This is a genomic window from Pseudomonas sp. BIGb0558 (assembly GCF_024807515.1).
Classification (GTDB): domain Bacteria; phylum Pseudomonadota; class Gammaproteobacteria; order Pseudomonadales; family Pseudomonadaceae; genus Aquipseudomonas; species Aquipseudomonas yamanorum_A.
Window position 1 is genome coordinate 531720 of the sequence record NZ_JANUEW010000002.1, and the last position, 19865, is coordinate 551584.

Annotated in this window: 18 protein-coding genes and 1 tRNA gene; 4 read left to right on the forward strand and 15 right to left on the reverse strand. The window is 61.1% G+C overall.

Translation table 11 applies throughout. From position 1 onward, the window contains the following. Positions 1-59 precede the first annotated feature (59 nt). Positions 60-584, forward strand: a complete 525-nt coding sequence (locus M2400_RS05700) for a DUF962 domain-containing protein (RefSeq protein ID WP_169386667.1) — start codon at positions 60-62, stop codon at positions 582-584. Positions 585-739: 155 nt separating this feature from the next. On the opposite strand, the gene M2400_RS05705 is transcribed toward M2400_RS05700, so the two are convergent. The 6 genes from M2400_RS05705 to dibA form a co-directional block, all read right to left on the reverse strand. Continuing rightward, positions 740-1720, reverse strand: coding sequence for a sulfate/molybdate ABC transporter ATP-binding protein (locus M2400_RS05705; protein WP_177042302.1), 981 nt, complete (start codon positions 1718-1720; stop codon positions 740-742). A 3-nt stretch (positions 1721-1723) separates the two neighbouring features. Then, positions 1724-2596 (reverse strand): sulfate ABC transporter permease subunit CysW, encoded by an 873-nt coding sequence (gene cysW / locus M2400_RS05710; protein ID WP_177042304.1) that lies wholly within the window; start codon positions 2594-2596, stop codon positions 1724-1726. Positions 2597-2609: 13 nt separating this feature from the next. Then, entirely contained in the window at positions 2610-3428 is an 819-nt protein-coding gene (gene cysT, locus M2400_RS05715; RefSeq protein WP_177042306.1) for a sulfate ABC transporter permease subunit CysT, read from the reverse strand. A 198-nt stretch (positions 3429-3626) separates the two neighbouring features. Beyond that, positions 3627-4637, reverse strand: a complete 1011-nt coding sequence (locus M2400_RS05720) for a sulfate ABC transporter substrate-binding protein (RefSeq protein WP_010168832.1) — start codon at positions 4635-4637, stop codon at positions 3627-3629. A 76-nt stretch (positions 4638-4713) separates the two neighbouring features. Beyond that, positions 4714-4896 (reverse strand): sulfur starvation response protein OscA, encoded by a 183-nt coding sequence (gene oscA / locus M2400_RS05725; RefSeq protein ID WP_003170956.1) that lies wholly within the window; start codon positions 4894-4896, stop codon positions 4714-4716. Between the two features lie 304 nt (positions 4897-5200). Continuing rightward, entirely contained in the window at positions 5201-7111 is a 1911-nt protein-coding gene (gene dibA / locus M2400_RS05730; RefSeq protein WP_259195159.1) for a phosphodiesterase DibA, read from the reverse strand. Between the two features lie 166 nt (positions 7112-7277). Here dibA and desA point away from each other — a divergent pair, with 166 nt between their 5' ends. Both desA and M2400_RS05740 read left to right on the forward strand, forming a co-directional pair. Continuing rightward, a complete protein-coding gene (gene desA / locus M2400_RS05735; RefSeq protein ID WP_010168824.1) occupies positions 7278-8462 on the forward strand; it encodes a delta-9 fatty acid desaturase DesA in 1185 nt (394 codons plus the stop codon). 427 nt (positions 8463-8889) lie between these two features. Continuing rightward, positions 8890-9888: a sensor domain-containing diguanylate cyclase gene (locus M2400_RS05740; protein WP_259195158.1), complete on the forward strand. Its 999-nt coding sequence runs from the start codon at positions 8890-8892 to the stop codon at positions 9886-9888. A 136-nt stretch (positions 9889-10024) separates the two neighbouring features. Here the strand turns inward: M2400_RS05740 and M2400_RS05745 are convergent, their stop codons facing one another. From M2400_RS05745 to gabD, 3 genes are all read right to left on the reverse strand, one after another. Next, the gene (locus M2400_RS05745) at positions 10025-11233 is read right to left on the reverse strand and encodes a response regulator (RefSeq protein ID WP_259195157.1); all 1209 of its coding nucleotides are present in this window, start codon (positions 11231-11233) and stop codon (positions 10025-10027) included. A gap of 137 nt (positions 11234-11370) precedes the next feature. Further along, positions 11371-12648 carry a 4-aminobutyrate--2-oxoglutarate transaminase gene (gabT, locus tag M2400_RS05750; RefSeq protein ID WP_003218153.1) on the reverse strand — a complete coding sequence of 426 codons (1278 nt, stop codon included), beginning with the start codon at positions 12646-12648 and terminating at the stop codon, positions 11371-11373. 182 nt (positions 12649-12830) lie between these two features. Next, the gene (gene gabD, locus M2400_RS05755; RefSeq protein WP_259195156.1) at positions 12831-14273 is read right to left on the reverse strand and encodes an NADP-dependent succinate-semialdehyde dehydrogenase; all 1443 of its coding nucleotides are present in this window, start codon (positions 14271-14273) and stop codon (positions 12831-12833) included. 395 nt (positions 14274-14668) lie between these two features. Between gabD and M2400_RS05760 the strand changes: the two genes are divergently transcribed. Next, positions 14669-14745, forward strand: a tRNA-Arg gene (locus M2400_RS05760). Positions 14746-14802: 57 nt separating this feature from the next. Here the strand turns inward: M2400_RS05760 and M2400_RS05765 are convergent. From M2400_RS05765 to M2400_RS05790, 6 genes are all read right to left on the reverse strand, one after another. Beyond that, complete coding sequence (locus tag M2400_RS05765) at positions 14803-15402, reverse strand: hypothetical protein (protein WP_177128562.1); 600 nt, start codon at positions 15400-15402, stop codon at positions 14803-14805. Beyond that, complete coding sequence (locus tag M2400_RS05770) at positions 15399-15959, reverse strand: RNA polymerase sigma factor (protein ID WP_177078941.1); 561 nt, start codon at positions 15957-15959, stop codon at positions 15399-15401. Before M2400_RS05770 ends, M2400_RS05765 begins: the two co-directional genes overlap by 4 nt. A gap of 26 nt (positions 15960-15985) precedes the next feature. Further along, complete coding sequence (locus tag M2400_RS05775; RefSeq protein ID WP_259195154.1) at positions 15986-17635, reverse strand: VWA domain-containing protein; 1650 nt, start codon at positions 17633-17635, stop codon at positions 15986-15988. A gap of 74 nt (positions 17636-17709) precedes the next feature. Further along, positions 17710-18291, reverse strand: a complete 582-nt coding sequence (locus tag M2400_RS05780) for a hypothetical protein (RefSeq protein ID WP_177042341.1) — start codon at positions 18289-18291, stop codon at positions 17710-17712. A gap of 242 nt (positions 18292-18533) precedes the next feature. Continuing rightward, the gene (locus M2400_RS05785) at positions 18534-19124 is read right to left on the reverse strand and encodes a hypothetical protein (protein WP_177042342.1); all 591 of its coding nucleotides are present in this window, start codon (positions 19122-19124) and stop codon (positions 18534-18536) included. 320 nt (positions 19125-19444) lie between these two features. Further along, on the reverse strand, positions 19445-19849 hold the full coding sequence (locus M2400_RS05790; RefSeq protein WP_177042343.1) for an SMI1/KNR4 family protein: 405 nt from the start codon (positions 19847-19849) through the stop codon (positions 19445-19447). Between the last annotated feature and the right edge of the window lie 16 nt (positions 19850-19865).

Here is a 19865-nt window from a genome sequence, read left to right on the forward strand (position 1 = left end):
GTTGACAGTGTGTCGAAGGCCTACAGGGCATGATCAAACATCCTACAGGAGGAATAACAATGAAAAGCCTCGTCGACCATCTCAGTCAATACGCCGCCTACCACCGCGACCCGCGCAATATCGCCAGCCACTTTATCGGCATCCCGCTGATTGTGGTGGCCGTGGCCGTGCTGCTGTCACGCCCCGAATGGACAGTGGCCGGGCTGTGGCTGTCGCCGGCCGTGGTGGTGGCGCTGCTCTCGGCGTGGTTCTACCTGCGCCTGGAACTGGCCCTCGGTGTGCTGATGACGGTGCTGATGGGCCTGTCGGTGTGGGCCGGGCATGTGCTGGCGGCGCAAAGCACGCTGGTGTGGCTGAGCAGCGGCATCGGCATGTTCGTGGTGGGCTGGGTGATCCAGTTTGTGGGGCATTACTACGAGGGCAAAAAACCGGCGTTTGTCGATGACGTGTCCGGGTTGATCGTGGGGCCGTTGTTTGTGGTGGCGGAGTTGGCGTTTCTGGTGGGGCTGCGGCATGACCTGAAGCAGCAGATTGAAGAGCGCTCGGGGCCGGTGGCCGTGCGGCACAAGAACGCCACGGCCTGACAAGCAACACAAACTAAATGTGGGAACCGGTTTCCTGTAGGAGCTGGCTTGCCTGCGATGCAGACGCCTCGGAGTATCAGGTACACCGAGGGGATGCCATCGCAGGCAAGCCAGCTCCCACACAAGCCAGCTCCCACATTGGTTTTGCAGCGGTCTTAAGCTTTTTGCCAGACCTTGGGCTTGAAGAACAACGTCTCGCCCCGCGCCAAACCGGTCAGGCTGTCGTGATCCTTCACCACTTCAGCCTCGATCAGCTCGCTCTGGCCTTCGACCTTCAGGGTCACCCGAGTGGTCGCGCCAAGTGGGCGAATATCACGTACTTCAGCGGCGTGGTGGTCTTCCAGCTCATGGCGCGACAGCGACACTTCATGAGGACGGAACAGCACGTGCTTGTCCTCGCCCAAATGCAGGCGGTTGGAATCACCGAGGAAGTGATAAACGAAATCGCTGGCCGGGTTTTCGTAGACCTCTCCCGGTGAGCCAATCTGCTCGATCACACCCTTGTTCATCACCACGATGCGGTCCGCCACTTCCATGGCTTCTTCCTGGTCGTGGGTCACGAATACCGAGGTCAGGTTGATGTCTTCGTGCAGGCGCGCCAGCCAGCGGCGCAGCTCCTTACGGACCTTGGCATCCAGGGCGCCGAACGGTTCATCCAGCAGCAGCACCTTAGGCTCTACCGCCAGGGCACGGGCCAGGGCGATACGCTGGCGCTGGCCACCGGAGAGTTGTTCCGGGTAGCGATCCGACAACCAATCGAGCTGCACCATGTTCAACAACTCATGGACTTTGACCGCGATCTGGCTTTCGGTCGGGCGCTGGTTTTTCGGTTTCATGCGCAGGCCGAACGCGACGTTGTCGAACACGGTCATGTGGCGGAACAGCGCGTAGTGCTGGAACACAAAGCCGACGTTGCGATCACGCACGTCGTGGCCGGAGACGTCTTCACCGTGGAACACGATGCTGCCGTCATCCGGGGTTTCCAGGCCTGCGATGATGCGCAGCAAGGTGGTCTTGCCGCAGCCGGACGGGCCCAGCAACGCCACCAGCTCGCCACTCTGGATGTCCAGATTGATGCTGTTCAGGGCCTTGAAGGCGTTGAAGTTCTTGCTGACATTACGGACTTCGATCGACATGACTTATTCCTCACCAGCGCTTTTGCGCAGGCGGTTGATACGGTTCTCGCTCCACTGCTTGAGCAGCAGGATGAAGAGCGCCAGGATCAGCAACAGGCTCGCGACGGCAAACGCGGCGACGTGGTTGTATTCGTTGTAGAGGATCTCGACGTGCAGCGGCAAGGTGTTGGTCACGCCGCGAATGTGGCCGGACACCACCGACACCGCACCGAACTCACCCATGGCCCGCGCCGTACACAGCACCACGCCGTAGATCAGGCCCCACTTGATGTTCGGCACGGTGACATGCCAGAACATCTGCCAGCCGTTGGCGCCCAGCAGGCGCGCGGCCTCTTCTTCCTGGGTGCCTTGTTCCTGCATCAGCGGGATCAGTTCACGGGCCACGAACGGCACGGTGACGAAGATCGTCGCCAGCACGATGCCCGGCAAGGCGAACACGATCTGGATGTCATGGTCTTGCAGCCAGGGGCCAAAGAAGCCCTGGGCGCCGAACATCAACACGTAGACGAGGCCGGCGATCACTGGCGATACCGAGAACGGCAGGTCGATCAGCGTCACCAGGATGCTTTTGCCACGGAACGAGTACTTGCTCACGCACCACGCGGCGCTGACGCCGAACACCAGGTTGAGCGGCACCGAGATCACCACGGCGATCACCGTGAGTTTCAGCGCCGACAACGCGTCCGGCTCAAGGATCGCAGTGAAGAACGCCCCCAGGCCATTCTTCAGGCCCTGGGACACCACGATAAACAGCGGCAGCAACAGGAACAGCGCGAACACCAGCCAGCCAAGGCTGATCAGGATGCGTCGGGACACCGCACTGCCACGGCGGGCAGCGTTGGCCGAGGACGCGGCGGAAATAGACGATTGGGACATGTTCCGCGCCTCCTTATGGGTGTTCGATGCGCCGCTGCAGCAAGTTGATCAGCAGCAGCAGGACAAAGGAAACCACCAGCATCATCACGCCGATGGCCGTGGCGCCGGTGTAGTCGTATTGGTCGAGCTTGACCATGATCAGCAACGGCAGAATCTCGGTTTTCATCGGCATGTTGCCGGCGATGAAAATTACCGAACCGTACTCACCCACGCCTCGGGCGAAGGCCAACGCAAAGCCGGTCAACCAGGCGGGCAGCAGCGCCGGCACCAGGATGTAGCGGAACACTTGCAGTGGCTTGGCACCCAGGCAGGCGGCGGCTTCTTCGATTTCCCGGGGGATATCGGCCAACACCGGCTGCACAGTACGCACCACGAATGGCAGCGTGACGAAGGTCAGTGCCAGGGTAATGCCCAGGGGGGTGTAGGCGATCTTGAAGCCCAGGTCTGCGGCAAACTGCCCGACCAGACCTGTCGGCGTGTACAGCGCAGTGAGCGCAATACCGGCAACGGCGGTGGGCAGGGCAAACGGCAGGTCGATCATCGCATCGATGATCTTGCGACCCGGGAAGGTATAACGCACCAGTACCCAGGCCAGCAGGGTGCCGATAATGCCGTTGATGATCGCTGCGCAGAACGCGGTGCCGAAGCTCAGTTTCAACGCCGCCAGCACACGGGGTGCGGTGATGATGTTCCAGAACTGATCCCAGGTGAGTTGAGCGGCATGTACAAACATCGCCGCCAGGGGGATGAGTACGATCAGGCTGAGGTACACCACGGTGTAGCCCAGCGTCAGCCCGAAGCCGGGTATGACGGGGGAGATACGACGCGACATAAGAGTCCTTGGTTAGCGGGTAGATACCACTGTAGGAGCGCGCTTTCTGTGGGCGCCGGCTCTTCTGTGGGAGCCGGGCTTGCCCGCGATAGCGTCACCTCGGGGTGTCAGCCACACCGCAGTGATGCTATCGCAGGCAAGCCAGCTCCCACACAAGCCAGCTCCCACAGAAAGGCGCGCTCCTACCGGTAGTTTGGCTTACTGCGCCGAGTAGATCTGGTCGAACACGCCACCGTCATTGAAGAATTTCGGTTGGGCAGTTTTCCAGCCGCCGAAGTCTTTGTCGATAGTCACCAGGTCCAGTTTCGGGAACTGCTGGGCGTATTTGGCGGCGACTTTCTCATCGCGTGGGCGGTAGAAGTTCTTCGCCGCAATCTCCTGGCCAGCCGGGCTGTACAGGTGCTTGAGGTAGGCGGTGGCAATTTCAGTGTTGCCCTTTTTCTCGGCGTTCTTGTCGACCACGGCCACTGGCGGCTCGGCGAGGATCGACAGCGAAGGCACAACGATGTCGAACTTGTCGGCGCCGCCGTCTTCTTTCAGGGCCAGGAAGGCTTCGTTTTCCCAGGCCAGCAACACGTCACCCTGACCGTTGTTGACGAAGGTGATGGTCGAACCGCGAGCGCCGGTGTCGAGGATCGGCACGTGCTTGAACAGTTCTTTCACGTATTCCTGGGCCTTGGCTTCGCTGCCACCGGCTTTCAGGCCATAGGCCCAGGCGGCGAGGAAGTTCCAGCGGGCACCGCCGGAAGTTTTCGGGTTCGGGGTGATCACGGAAACGTCTTTCTTGATCAGGTCGCCCCAATCCTTGATGCCTTTAGGGTTGCCCTTGCGCACCAGGAACACGATGGTCGAGGTGTACGGGGTGCTGGCGTCCGGCAGGCGGGTTTGCCAGTTTTCCGGCAGGGTCTTGCCCAGTTTTGCGATTTCGTCGATGTCGCCGGCCAGGGCCAGGGTCACCACGTCGGCACGCAGGCCGTCGATCACCGCACGGCCTTGCTTGCCCGAACCACCGTGGGACTGCTGGATCTTGACGTTGTCGCCCGGATGCTCTTTCTTCCAGAAGCTGGTGAATTCAGCGTTGTAGTCCTGGTAGAGCTCGCGGGTCGGGTCGTAAGACACGTTGAGCAGTTCGTAATCCTTGGCAACAGCGGAACCGGCAAACACGGCACTGGCCAGTGCTGCCAGGGCATAACGGCGAATCGACGACATAGAAGGCTCCTGAAATTCTTGGGTGTTGGCTTTTTTCTTATAGTTGCGGGTCTTGCAATCGAATCGCCGATCTTGCTCAGCTCGGTTTGTTGCCCGGGTTCTGCAAACGGAATTTCTCTTTGCGTTCGATTTGTACTACCTGGGCGTTGTGCACAGTGATTTCCACCGCACCAAACCGCAGATCGCGCAGGGCGCTCTGGATCTCGCGCAAAATGGCTGCTTCGTCCTGGCCGTCAACGCTACGTAGAGATGCGCTCATGGTCGTGCTCCTGAAATGAGAAGTGCCTCGCAGTGGCGGCACTGCTTGCGGCGTGAGGGCGATAGTAGATAAGCGCGGATATTCTTAAAAATACTATTTAAGAATGTTTATATAACCAGAAAGAATTTTCTGGTGGGGCGTGGGGTTGCGCGGGGTTTGGGCCTGAAAATACCGAAGCAAGAACGAGTGCTGTACTTGTGGCGAGGGAGCTTGCTCCCGTTGGACTGCGTAGCAGTCCCATTTTTTGGGGGCGCTGCGCACCCCAGCGGGAGCAAGCTCCCTCGCCACAAAACCCACATGATGTTCAGCGAATGATCGGCGCCTTGGCCCAATCCAGCTCATTGGCCGGCATCGGCCGGCCAAACCAATACCCCTGGCCCAGGTCACAGCGCTGCTCCAATAGAAACCGCGCCTGTTCAACCTGCTCGATGCCCTCGGCATGCACCTGCATGCCCATGCTCTGCGCCAATGCGATCACCACCCGTACAATCGCCGCGTCGTCTTCATCCCACGGCAACCCGGCGACGAAGCCCTGATCGATCTTGAGCTTCTGCACCGGCAACCGCTTGAGCCGCAACAGCGATGAATAACCGGTGCCGAAGTCATCAATCGCCAGGCGCAAGCCCAGCTCCCGCAGGCGGTGCATTTGCTCAAGGGCGACTTCCGGGTCTTCCATTACCGCGCTTTCGGTGACTTCCAGCTCCAGGAACGCCGGATCCAGCCCCGTGTCATGCAGCACCTTGGCCACTTGCCCGTACAGCTCACGCCGGGCAAACAGGCGGCTGGACACGTTCACCGCGAGGAACGTGAGCGGCGCGCCCTCGGCCAGCCACTGACACATCTGCCGGCAGGCCTGGTCCATGACCCAAGCATCAATATCGGCAATCAGCCCGGTACGCTCGGCAATCGGGATAAATTCCCCCGGCGGCACCAGCCCGCGCTCCGGGTGCTGCCAGCGCACCAGGGCTTCGACGCCGATCAGGCGGCTGTCTTGCAGGTCGTGCACCGGCTGGTAGTAGACCCGCAGCTCTTGCTGATCCAGGGCACGGCGCAGTTCGCCGGCCATTTCCACGCGGTGCTGGGCGTGGGCGGTGAGTTCTTCGGTGTACAAGGCGTAGCCTTCGCGGCCGGCGCTTTTGGCCTTGAACAGCGCGGAGTCGGCGTTGCGCAGCAGTTGTTCGGCGCTCAAGGCATCGCTGGGAAACAGGCTGATGCCAATGCTGACGCTGATAAACAGTTGATGACCATCGAAGATCACCGGGTCTTTCATCGCGTCGAGAATCCGTTGCGCCAGGGCCGCGGCCTGGACCACCTGTGGACAACTTTCCGCCAGCACCGCGAACTCGTCACCACCCAGGCGCGCCAGGGTCACGCCGGGACCAAACAGGCCTTGCAAACGTTCGCCCACGGCCTTGAGCAACTGGTCACCGACATTGTGGCCGAGGCTGTCGTTGATGATCTTGAAGTGGTCCAGGTCGAGCAGCAGCAAGGCGCAGCCGCGTTTATGGATCTGCGCCGAGGCCAGGGCCTGTTCGGCGCGGTCGGTGAACAGCAGGCGGTTGGGCAGGTCGGTGAGCGGGTCGTGGTGGGCCAGGTGCGCCAACTCGTGCTCGGAGTGCTTGATGGCGCTGATGTCGGAGAACACCGCGACGTAGTGGCTGAGCTGGCCCTGCTCATCGCGGATCACCCGGATGGTTTGCCACTGTGGATAGATTTCGCCGCTTTTACGGCGGTTCCAGATCTCGCCGCTCCATTCGCCTTCGCGCTCCAGGGTCTGGAACATCTGTTGATAGAAACTGGCGGAGTGGCGCCCGGACTTGAACAGGCTCGGCTGGCGGCCCAGCACGTCGTCGCGCTGGTAGCCGGTGATTTCGATGAAGGCCCGGTTGACGTGAACGATCAGCCCTTGGGCATCGGTGACCAACACCCCTTCACGGGTGCAATCGAACACGGCGGCGGCCTGGCGCAGGCGCTCGCGGTTTTCCTTCAGGGGCTGCTGGATCAGGTTTGCCCGGGCAAAACGGGCGCAGATCAGGTAAATCGCCAGGGCACTGAGGCTGACCCACAGATAACCGCGCATCTGAAGCCAGCGGCCCAACTCCAAGGGCTCATCGATAAAGTTGATCAATACCTGATGGCTGAGCTGAATCCACACAATCGAAACCAGCAGGTACATCAGCCCCGCACGCAGGGCACCTCGGTATGAAAACAGCATATGGTCAGTAATCCTTACTAAAAAACCAGAATCGCCCTACAAACGACCCGGATTATAGAATAGGAAACACCTTGTAAGTCTTATCTGAAACGGTCACTGGTTTTATCCGAAAAGGGAGTGATAATGCGGATGCTGTTTTTTTCTTTATCTGAGGGCCATACAGCCTATGTGGTACAACGGTTTTCTTGACTTGTCGGCCTGGCAACTGGTCGCGGTCACCCTGTTGATGACCCACGTGACCATTGTCGGGGTCACGGTCTATCTGCACCGCTATTCAGCCCACCGCTCCCTGGAGCTCAATGCTGGCCTGAAACACTTCTTCCGCTTCTGGCTGTGGCTCACCACGGCGCAGAACACCCGCGAGTGGACCGCCATCCACCGCAAACACCACGCCAAGTGCGAAACCGTCGACGATCCCCACAGCCCGGTGATCAAAGGCTTGTCTACCGTGCTGCGCAAAGGCGCCGAGCTGTATCGGGCCGAGGCCGAGAACCCCGAGACCTTGCGCATCTACGGCAAGAACTGCCCGGAAGACTGGATCGAACGCAAGCTCTACACCCCGTACCCGTTGCTGGGCGTAGCAATCATGGGCGTGATCGACCTGCTGCTGTTCGGCACCATCGGCATCACCATCTGGGCCATCCAGATGATGTGGATCCCGTTCTGGGCCGCCGGCGTGATCAACGGCCTGGGCCATGCCATCGGCTACCGCAATTTCGAATGCCGCGACGCGGCGACCAACCTGATTCCCTGGGGCATCATCGTTGGCGGCGAAGAGCTGCATAACAACCACCACACCTACCCCAACTCCGCCAAGCTGTCGGTGAAGAAGTGGGAATTCGACCTGGGCTGGGCCTGGATCAAAGTGTTCAGCTTCCTGCGCCTGGCCAAGGTGCAACGGGTGGCGCCGATCGCCCACCGGGTCGAAGGCAAAGGCCACCTGGACATGGACACCGCCATGGCGATCCTCAACAACCGTTTCCAGATCATGGCCCAGTACCGCAAGTTGGTGATTGGCCCGCTGGTCAAGCAGGAACTGGAGAAGGTCGATCACTCGGTACGCCACCAGTTCCATCGCGCCAAGCGCCTGCTGTCGCGGGAAACCAGCCTGCTGGACGACCGTCACCACGTGCGCATCCAGAGCATGCTGGAACACAGCCAGGCGCTGAAAGTGATCTACGAAAAGCGCCTGGCGCTGCAACAGATCTGGCTGAAAACCAGCACCAACGGCCACGACATGCTGGCGGCGATCAAGGAATGGGTACACGAGGCCGAGGCCAGCGGGATTCAATCCCTGCGGGACTTTGCCCACCAGTTGAAGACCTATTCGCTGCGGCCTGCGGCGGTCTGACACGGCTGTAGCGAGCCGATTTTTTGTGGCGAGGGGGCTGCTGTGGCAAGGGAGCTTGCTGTGGCGAGGGAGCTTGCTCCCGCTGGGCTGCGTAGCGGCCCCAAAATCTTGGGAGCGCTGCGCACTCCAGCGGGAGCAAGCTCCCTCGCCACAGCAAGCTCCCTCGCCACAGCAGCCCCCTCACCACAGCTATCTCCCTCACCACAGCAGCCCCCTCCCCACAGCTATCTCCCTCCCCACAGCAAGCCCCCCACCCCAACAAGCTCGTCCCTACATGTTTCTGACGCCATTTCTTGGTCGCCTCAAATCGACGCTGATAACGGAACTTAGCTGCAAATTCCCCCTCTCAAACAACACTTCGCCATCCCGGCGGCCCTTGTTGTGACCGCTGCCCAACCCCGCGGCATGCCCAGAGAGAGTTGTGCCGATGGTCCACGAAAAGACCTTCACCGACCCACCCGTCCTCGACCAGCCACGACCGGCCGCCGCCGCTACGTTGCTGGCGCTGATGCATGCCCAGGGCGAAGTGGAGCGTTTGAGTGAACGCGAGCAACTGCTGAGTTCGCTGCTGGTGAGCGTGAATGCCGTGCTCTGGGCCATCGAGTGGGACACCCGCCGCGTGCTGTATGTCAGCCCGGCCTATGAGCGGGTTTTCGGACGTACGGCGGGCCTGCTGCTGAGCGACTATCGGGAATGGCGCGACAGCATCCACCCCGAAGACCTCGACTACGCCGAACACAGCCTGGCCCAGGTGCTGCACAGCGGCGCCGTGGAAGACCGCGAGTACCGCATCATCACCGCCGACGGGCAGATCCGCTGGCTCAGCGACAAGTGCTACATCAGCCAGCAGGCCGAGCCCGGCCAGCCGGTGATCGTGGTGGGCATGGCCGAAGACATCACCGACAAAAAGCAGCTTGAGCTAGAGCTGCACCGCCTGGCCACCACCGACGTGCTGACCCGCAGCAGCAACCGCCGACACTTCTTCGAGTGCGCCCACCACGAGTTCGAACGCGCCTGCCTGCAAGGCACGCCGCTGGCGTTCCTGTTGCTGGACATCGATGACTTCAAAGTGATCAACGACACCTACGGCCATCTGGAGGGCGATCAGGTGCTGCGGCGTATCGCCGAGAGCGGTCGAGGGGTTTTGCGCCGTGGCGACCTGTTCGGGCGCATTGGCGGCGAAGAATTCGCGGCGGTGCTGCCCGGTTGCGCCCCGGAGATGGCCATGCAGGTGGCCAAACGCCTGGGACACGAGATTGCGCAACTGAGCTTCAGCCATGACGGCGAGAGCTTCGCGGTCACCGTCAGCCAGGGCCTGGCCAGCCTGACCGCCGAGGACGCCAACCTGGACAGCCTGTTCGCCCGGGCCGACGCCGCGATGTACGAGGCCAAGCGCCAGGGCAAAAACCGCGTGCTCACGGGCTGACGCACCACGATTCCCTGTAGGAGCTGGCTTGCCTGCGATAGCATCACCTCGGTGCAACTGACACACCGAGGTGCCTGCATCGCGGGCAAGCCCGGCTCCTACAAAAGCCAGCTCCTACGCTGGCCCGCATCGCCTGCTAGGTTTTGCGCATACGCGCCAATTCCGGCAAACCCACCTTAAGCAAGCGCGCGGTCTTGCCTTTGGCCAGCGCCTCGACGCCTTCATGCTCGGTCAGCCGTGCCAGTTGCGCCGCCAGGTTCACCACCAGCGCTTCCCGGGAATACACCCCGCCCTCCAGCGAATAAATCGCCGCGATCAACTGGCGCAACTCCAGCGGCAAGCGCCAGCGGGTACGCAACGCCGAGCCATAGGCCGCACCAAAGGTGTAAAGCGACTCGCCAATCACTTCGTCATCCAGCTCGCCGCCGCCCTGCAGCCAGTCTTGCAGGCACCGCAGCAAGGCCAGGTCGCCGAGGCGATGGAGGATGCCGGCGCTGTAGCAGCGCTCGTGATCCAGGTCGAGCATGCGCGCCAGGCTGCAGGCGTAATCGGCGGTGCGCTGGGACAGTTGCCAGTGACGCTCGGCGTAATCCACAAGGCTTGGGTCGCTCAGCACCACGTTGTGCTTGAGGGCGAGCCCCAGGATCAGGTTCATGCTTTGCCCGGCCGCCAGCTTGTGCAGGGCCATGGACAGGGTTTGCACCGGCGAGCCGTGATGGCCGGCGCTGTTGGCCGCGGCGATCAGCACGGCGGTGATTTGCGGGTCTATGCGCACCTGTTCTTCCAGGCGCTTGAGGTCCAGGCCTTCCGGTTCCAGGCTGTGTTGCACTGCGGCCTGCACGTCGACCCGCAGCGGCGCGCCGTCGGACGCTTCGCGGCGCCGCTCCAGGAACACCGCCAAGGTCATACCCGGCGCCAGGGCCGGGACTTCGCAGTACACCGTCTCGCCTTCGTTCAGCAGCAAGTCTTGCAGGCGCTGGGTCAGGCCTTCCATGTTCAGGGGTTTGGTCAGGTACGCCGTCGGCGCCAGGGGCAAGGCTTCGCGCACGCTGGCGCTGTCGTTGCGGGTGCTCAGCAGGATAAACGGCAACAGCGGCGATCGCCGTTGCTGGCGCAGGCTGCGCAGCAGGCTCAGGCCATCGACGCCGGGCAGCTCCCAGTCGGCGATGATCAGGTCATAGGGTTTTTCTCGCAGCAACTCGGCAGCCCGCTGGCCATCGGCACACACATCCAGCCGCGCGTCACAGCGCACATTCAACAACACCTGCTTGAGCAAATCCCGGGACCAAGGATCGGCCTCGGCAATCAACACACGGGGTACCGCAGGTAAATCAACAGCAGTCATCCAGCACGCTCCATCGGCAATACCTGCACCTTAGACAAAGGAGCCGCCTGCGTACAATGAACAACCGCTGAATACCGTTCATCGGGCACAAAAAAACCCGCCTAAGCGGGTTTTTTGTCGATCAGGTCAACTTTTGATCACAGCTCGGAGAAGCACTCTTCGATGATCGCCAGGCCTTTGTCCAACTGCTCGTCCGGCGAGGTCAGCGGAACCAGTACGCGCAACACGTTGCCGTAGGTGCCGCAGGACAGCAGGATCAAGCCCTTGTCGCGAGCCTTGGCCACCACGGAAGCAACGGCTGCTGCGTTCGGCTTGTGGCTGTCGCCATCTTCGAACAGCTCGACCGCAATCATCGCGCCCAGGGCACGTACTTCACCGATCACCGGGTACTTGGCCTGGATAGCTTTCAGGCCGGTCACCAGGCGCTCGCCGACAGCCTTGCAGCGGTCCAGCAGGTGCTCTTCTTCGAACACTTCCATCACGGCCAGGGCCGCGGCGCAAGCGATCGGGCTACCGGCGTAGGTGCCGCCCAGGCCGCCTGGCGCGATGGCGTCCATGTATTCAGCCTTGCCGCATACACCGGCCAGCGGGAAGCCGCCTGCGATGGATTTGGCGAAGGTGGTCAGGTCGGCTGCAACGCCCATCTGTTCCATGGCGAAGAAGGTACCGGTGCGGCCGGCGCCGGTTTGCACTTCGTCGGCGATCAGCAGGATGCCGTGCTTGTCGCACAGTTCACGCAGGCGCTTCATGAAGGATTTAGGCGCGACGTAGAAACCGCCTTCGCCCTGCACCGGCTCGATGATGATGGCAGCGATATCACGCGGCTCGGCATCGTTCTTGAAGATGCGTTCGATGCTGGCGATGGAGTCGTCGTCGCTCACGCCGTGCAGTTCGTTCGGGAACAGCGCGCGGAACACGCCGCCTGGCATCAGGCCCATGCCGGCCGAGTACGGCACGACTTTACCGGTGAGGCCCAGGGTCATCATGGTGCGACCGTGGTAAGCGCCGGTGAAGGCGATCACGCCGGCACGGCCAGTGGCGGCACGGGCGATCTTCACGGCGTTTTCTACCGCTTCGGAACCGGTGGTGACCAGCAGGGTTTTCTTGGCGAAATCACCTGGCACCTTGGCGTTAACTTTTTCGCACAGCTCAACGTATGGCTCGTAGGCCAGTACCTGGAAGCAGGTGTGAGTCAGCTTGTTCAGTTGCTCGGTCACGGCCGCGATGATTTTCGGGTGCACGTGGCCGGTGTTCAACACGGCGATACCGCCGGCGAAGTCGATGAACTCGCGACCTTCAACGTCGGTCACGGTGGCGTTCTTTGCCGACTCGGCGAAGATCGGGTGAATCTGGCCAACACCGCGGGGTACAGCGGCTTCGCGGCGTTTCATCAGGGATGCGTTGGTCTTGCTCATAAAGTCCTCATTCGCCACTCATCGGGTGGCGTGGTCCAAGGAATACGTGGCGGGGAGGCAACTACGGCAGCATGCGATGATCGACTGCCACAGCTTTCCCGGCCACTACGAATAACGGGGTGAAACACGCAAAGGGACAGCGCTCTCGTGCCCTTTGCGTTTGCAGCAATCCTTTACCCGGCTTAGATGCCCAGGCAGAGGTATTTGATTTCCAGGTAGTCTTCGATCCCGTACTTGGAACCTTCACGGCCCAGGCCCGACGCCTTGATGCCGCCGAACGGCGCCACTTCGTTGGAGATCAACCCGGTGTTGACGCCGACCATGCCGTATTCCAAGGCTTCAGCCACACGGAACACACGGCCCAGGTCGCGGGCATAGAAGTAGGAAGCCAGGCCGAACTCGGTGTCGTTGGACATCGCGATCACTTCGGCTTCGTCTTTGAAGCGGAACAGCGGCGCCAGTGGGCCGAAGGTTTCTTCCTTGGCGACGGCGGCGTCTTTCGGCACGTTGACCAGGATGGTCGGCTCGAAGAAGTTGCCTTCCATCACCTTGCCGCCGGCCAGCAACGTTGCGCCTTTGCTCAGGGCATCAGCGATGTGCTCCTGAACCTTGGCTACCGCTTTCTCGTCGATCAGCGGGCCGGTGGTGGTGCCTTCTTCCAGACCGTTGCCGATCTTCAGCTTGGCCACGGCCACTTTCAGTTTCTCGGCGAACGCGTCGTACACCGAATCCTGAATGTACAGACGGTTGGCGCAGACGCAGGTCTGGCCGTTGTTGCGGTACTTGGAGATGATCGCGCCTTCGACGGCCTTATCCAGGTCGGCGTCGTCAAACACGATGAACGGCGCGTTGCCGCCCAGTTCCAGAGAGACCTTCTTGATGTCCTTGGCGCATTCGGCCATCAGCTGGCGACCGATTTCGGTGGAGCCGGTGAAGGACAACTTACGCACGATCGGGTTGCTGGTCAGCTCGCTGCCGATATCGCCGGCGCTGCCGGAGACCACGCTGAACACGCCTTTCGGAATGCCGGCACGCTGGGCCAGTTCAGCCAGGGCGAACGCCGAGAACGGGGTTTGCGACGCAGGCTTGAGCACCATGGTGCAACCGGCGGCCAGGGCCGGGCCGGCTTTACGGGTGATCATCGCGGCCGGGAAGTTCCACGGCGTGATGGCAGCGGTAACGCCGATCGGCTGCTTGATCACGATCAGGCGCTTGTCCGGCTGGTGGCCGGGGATGACATCACCGTAGACGCGCTTGGCTTCTTCGGCGAACCACTCGATGAACGAGGCAGCGTAGACGATTTCGCCCTTGGCTTCGGCCAGTGGCTTGCCCTGTTCCAGGGTCATCAGGCGGGCCAGGTCATCCTGGTTCTCGATGATCAGTTCGAACCAGCGACGCAGCTTGTTGGCGCGGTCCTTGGCGGTGAGTGCACGCCAGGCCGGCAGGGCCTTGTCAGCTGCTTCAATGGCGCGACGGGTTTCGGCGGCGCCCATTTTTGGCACGGTACCGAGGATTTCGCCGGTAGCGGGGTTGTTGACCTTGATCGTTTGACCGTTGTCCGCATCGACCCAAGTGCCATCAATGAAGGCTTGCTGGCGGAACAACTGGGTGTCTTTGAGCTGCATGTCGGCTTTCCTTAACAGCACCGCGCACGCGCGGAGCGAATTAGAGTTGTTGAAAGGCGCCTTGAGGGCTGCCGTCAGGGAAATCATTCACTGGGCTGAAGCACGTAAATAGCGCACGGATGGACAGATGTGCGGTTCAGCACCCAGACAAGAGCGTTTGAAATCTCAAACGAATCCTAGGATCAATGGGGGTGCAGGGCAATAGTCTGTTCGAAAAAAAGAACGAAAACGGCGCATTTGCTCCATTTTTCTGATCAGCGTATTTCAGGTGAGTTCCACCCCGATGGGCCAAGACGCCCGGCACAGGGCTTCAGCGGCGCGTAATCCTACGGGCGGGCGGGCGAAAAGCGGCATGGACGCCCAAGGTCGACATGGGTATGATGTCGCCCGCACAAGCATCCGTAGCTCAGCTGGATAGAGTACTGCCCTCCGAAGGCAGGGGTCGTGGGTTCGAATCCCGCCGGGTGCACCAGATACAGATGAAAAAGCCCCAGGTCGAAAGACCTGGGGCTTTTTTGTGGGCGCTGACTTATGGCTTCTGCAACGCCTCCAACCGCGCCGGCAAATCCTCCTTGGGAAAGCGCTTATGCAACTCCAGCAGTTTCTCATCCGCCGCCTTGGCCTCTCCCGCCTGGCGCAACCGCAGGATTTCCTGCAAGCCTTGCTCCAGCGGCGACAGCACAACAGCCGCGCGTTTGCTCATCTTCGCTACTGGCTCATCCGCCAGCGAACCCGCGACTTCTGCCTGCACCTGCGGCGCGCTATCGGCCTGCGGAGCCACAGAGAATCGAGCCATCGGCGCGGCTGCCGGGGCTGGCCGGGCCAGTTCTTGCGGGGCGGCCGCGTAAGTCCCTGTGGATAACTCCGGCTGCGGCACCGGCGAGCGCGTTACCAAACCAATCATCAGCGCCACGCCGGCCACGGTGGCGAATGCCATCTGCCAGCGCGGCCGTTGGCAGGCCTGCAACCAGCGTTGCCAAAGGTTGGGCTGGCGCACAGGGGCTTCACGGTGGGCGGTGGCCAGGATGAAAGCGTCCAGGGAAGCCGGCGGCTCACCGCTGGCGTGTTGACGGAAATGCTCGATCAGCAGGTCGTCGTTTGAATCCTGGGTATGTCGGGAGTCAGTCATGCGGGTACCTCCTCGGCCAGCAGTCGGCGCAGTTTCTGCTGGGCGTAACGCAAGCGGCTTTTTACCGTTTCCAGTGGGGCGCCGGTGAGCGCGGCAATTTGTGGCACTTCCAGGTCGCCGTGCAGGCGCAGCAGGAACACTTCGCGCTGGTCTTCGGGCAAGCTTTGAAGTGCGGTGTCCAGGCGCGCCTGGTCGCGGCTCAGGCTCAGCTGTTGCTCAGGCCCGGCGCTGTCGTCGGGCTGGCCGTGCAGCTGCTCATCGTAGCTGTCGTGCAGCGGGTTGTGGATGCCGTGCCTGCGCCAGTGGTCGATCAGGCGGTTGCGGGCAATCTTGAACAGCCAGGTACGAAAACTCGCCCGCCCCTGTGGCTCGCTGGTGCTGCGGATCAGGCTGAGCCAGGTGTCCTGGAACACTTCCTCGGCCAGTTCGGCCTTGTTGCTCAAGGACACGAGGAAACGGTACAGGCCCTGTCGATGCCGCGCATACAGGGCCTCGAACGCTGCGCCGTCGCCGCTGCGATAGCGGGACAGCAGGGCTTCGTCGCTGGGTGAATCCATCAGGTGGCACACTCCTTTGAGGTGAATCAGTGTTTGGCCGGGGCCTGGAGGCTCTGGGCCAATTCGACCAGTTGCACAAACTCGCCGCGCAAGCCGAAGGGGTCGTCGCCCCGGGCGGAGCGGGCCAGTGCGGCCGTGTCCTTGAAACTCATGCTGCCAGTGTAGCGGCCATCACCCTTGAGTTGCTGGGCGAAAGCGGCCACGGCGGCAGAGAAGCGCAGGTCGTCGCTGGGTTTGGCGCTCTGCTCGTTGCTGATCGGGCGTTCGATCAGTCGGCTATTGCCACCTTCAGCCGGCTTGTAACGTACCCGCAGCATGGCGAATTCGGAGGTTTTACCGTCAGCGTTGGGTGGCGATGCGTAGCGCAGTGGCTCCAGCCAGCCCTGTTCGCCCTTCGGGACAATTTCATACAGAGCCGTCACCGTGTGGCCTGCACCGATCTCTCCGGCGTCGACCTTGTCGTTGTTGAAATCCTCTCGTTTCAAGGCACGGTTTTCATAGCCCAGCAATCGGTATTCACTGACCTGCGCCGGGTTGAATTCCACTTGCAGTTTCACATCCCGGGCCACTACCGCGAGGGTCGAGCTGAGTTGGTCCACCAGCACCTTGCGGGCTTCGCGCAGGTTATCGATGTAGGCGTAGTTGCCGTCTCCGGCATCGGCCAGTTGTTCCATCAGGTGTTCGTTGTAGTTATCCACACCAAAGCCGAGGGTGGTCAGGGACACGCCGCTTTTGCGCTGGTCCACAGCCATTTGCTTGAGGCTGTCGAAGTCGCTCACGCCCACGTTGAAGTCGCCGTCGGTGGCCAGCAGGATGCGGTTGATGCCTTTGTCGATAAACCCTTCGCGGGCCATTTGGTAAGCCATCTCGATACCCGAAGCGCCTGCGGTGGAGCCGCCGGCGGTCAACTGGTCGATGGCGTTGCGGATCGTGGTTTTGTCCCGACCCGAAGTGGGCTTGAGCACCACCCGCGATTCGCCGGCGTAGACCACCAGCGACACGCGGTCCTGGTCGCGCAATTGATCCACCAGCAGCTTCAGGGTGCTCTTGACCAGTGGCAGGCCTTCGCGGCGGTTCATCGAGCCGGACACGTCCACCAGGAACACCAGGTTGGCCGGTGCCAGGTCGGCCACGGCGCGGTCCGAGGCCTTGATGCCGATGCGCAGCAATCGGGTGTGGGGGTTCCAGGGTGACGGTGCCACTTCGGTGGTCACGCCAAAGGGCGAGCCATCGGTGGGCAATGCGTAGTCGTAGGGGAAGTAATTGACCATTTCTTCAAGTCGCACAGCACCCTCGGGTGGCAGGCTGCCTTGGTTGAGGAAACGTCGTACGTTGGCATAGCTGCCGGTATCAACATCGACGCTGAAGGTGGAGACCGGCGTTTCGGCCACGCTGCGGATCGGGTTGTCCGGGAGGTTCTGATATTGCTCCCGGTACTCCATGGCAGCCGAGTCACGCATCACCAACTGCGACGCCATCGGTGCCGGCGCAACCATGCGCTTGACCATGGCGCCCTGGGCGCGGACGGGTTCGCTTTGCAGCTCCACAACAGGCGCAGTGTCAGCGGGCTTGGCCACATCACGGGATGAAGAAAGCCCACACCCGGCAAGCGCCACCAGCAGGGTCACGGCAAAGCCTTGGGCGGCAGGACGCAACAGCAGAACAGGACGGGACATGGTCTGAACCTCGTGAGTGAATGATCCGTTCACAAGGTCAGACGCAAGGGATTGGTGATTCGGGTTAAAGCAACTTAGCGCGACGGAATATCGCGCAAATCATCGACGATAAAGCGGCTCAACACGCCCGTGTAAAAAGGCTCGACGCTGGTGTTGCCGGTGTTGCTGATGACCCCGCCCATGGTCTTGTACTGCTGCCACTGGCCCAGCACACCGCCGGGCACCAGGCCACTGCGGTCCTTGGCAAAGTGCAACACCTCGGCACCGCCCTTCTTGACCTTGACCTGATAGCTGAAGTCGACACTCAGCAAGATGGTGTTGTCATCAACAAGCACCGTGGCGAGTCCGCCCTTGGAGTCCTGGATATGGCGGGTGTAGACCAGATTCACGTCCAGCAGGTAATCGGCGGTTTCTTTGCTGGTGGCGTAGCGCTTGGCCTTGAGCAGGCGGTTGACCAGGTCGACGCCCAGTTGCTCGCGGACTTTTTCATCAGGCAGGAAGCGTGTGTTCTTGCCCACCACTTCAACATCGAAGGTGTCGAGCCAATAGGTGGCGGTCTTGGGGATGTGAACCGGTGCGGGGGAAATGTAGTAAGCCGGCTTGGAGGCGCAGCCCGCCAGAAAGCTGAAGGCCAGGAGTAAAGCAAAAACGCGCATGTCTGAGTTCTTCCCTGAGTGATGTCAATTTGACTTCATTTTACGGAATTGTCCGCGCCTTTTCGAGCCCGACCTCAATTCGAGGCCTGGCGAACTTTTCTGACATAAACATAGACATGGCAGGGGATAAACAGGCACAGCAGTGCATGCACATTCCCCGAGCGCCGGGCAGCCGCCAGCGCGTGACCTTCATTTCAGCCGCGGTATCCGCCGCGGGCTTAATCGCCACCTTTACATCGGCGTCAGCCTGCAGCTCCTGTCGCCGCTGCCACAGTCGCCACAGGGATACGCTCATTGGGCGCAGTCACGTCATACACATGCTGCTCACAGCCCTTCCCGATAATCACGAACTCCACCAGGTAAACCTTCTGCTTCTCAGGCTTGAAGGTCGAACTCATGGGGCCGCATTCATATACATAGGTTTTGACGAGGCCGACGTAGTTGGCGTTGTAGACCCGTGACTCACCGATCACTTCAAAGGGCTGCCCCGGGTCAGCCTGCGCTTCCAACTGCGGGAAGCGTTTGACGACAGCGCTGTTGGTGACCTCGCTCATTTTGGCGATCCAGCCGAACACTTTGCCGCGACCGGAATCCACGACTGTCCCGAGGATTTCCGGACGCTGGTCGGCATCGGAGCTGCGACGTATGGAGAACTGCACCGGGTAGGTGAAACCGGTGGCCCGCATGATGACCTTGGCGTGTTCGCTATCGGCCTCGACCTTTTTTTGCTGCAACTGCACACCGTCCGTGAGCAGGGTTGGCGAGGAGTTCCTGGCGGTGGAGTGGCAGCCGGCCAGAGCCAGGGCGAGGATCAGGAGTGAGGTCTTTTTCATTGGGTTTTTCCCTAAACGCATTTAAAAATCCGAAACTACATTCAAAGCCGCCAATACGACGGCCACAGTAGCTTTGCCAAAAGAGGGATCAATTGATCCCAATGCACTCCCCCGAAGGTACCTTTCTGAAACGCAGGCGCGCGCATGGGCGCCGACGCCGGCGGTGACAGAGAAAAGGTTGGGGGGGCGAGGTTCACATTAATCCTTAATGTCATTTGGAAACGCGGCAGTCCATGCAGCCCGACCGGTTGCGGGTGGGCGGGGTAAAGACACTGGAATATACAAAATGTTCAAGATGCTGCGCGTTATGGCACCGGGGCCTACCCCGCAGGCTCAAGCGCTAACCGAACAAAAAGCTCGGGCACATTCTGCGCGACCGGCTCGGCATACTGGCGCTCCATACCGATAAGGGGGATGCGCACAATTGGCATCGAAGCCTCATCGGTGTCAAAACCGTAGCCTTCGCCACCACCATCGCAAGCAAATAGAAAGATGCCCGGGGCATAGGTTCCAACCTCGTACTCACGATTGAAGTCAGCCAGTTCCTGCGCTTGCCAGAAGACGATGTAATGGTCGCCGATAAAGCCATCACCGCCATCGTGTGCTTTGAGAAAATCGAGGTAGCTCGGCGGGAGCGCGACGCCCAGTGCTGCGTTGAGACCGTCGACAAATGCAGCCTCGGCGGGGCCGTTCAGTTGGCCTTCGGTGAAGTTGTAGAGCTCCATGCCTGCCTCCTTTCGA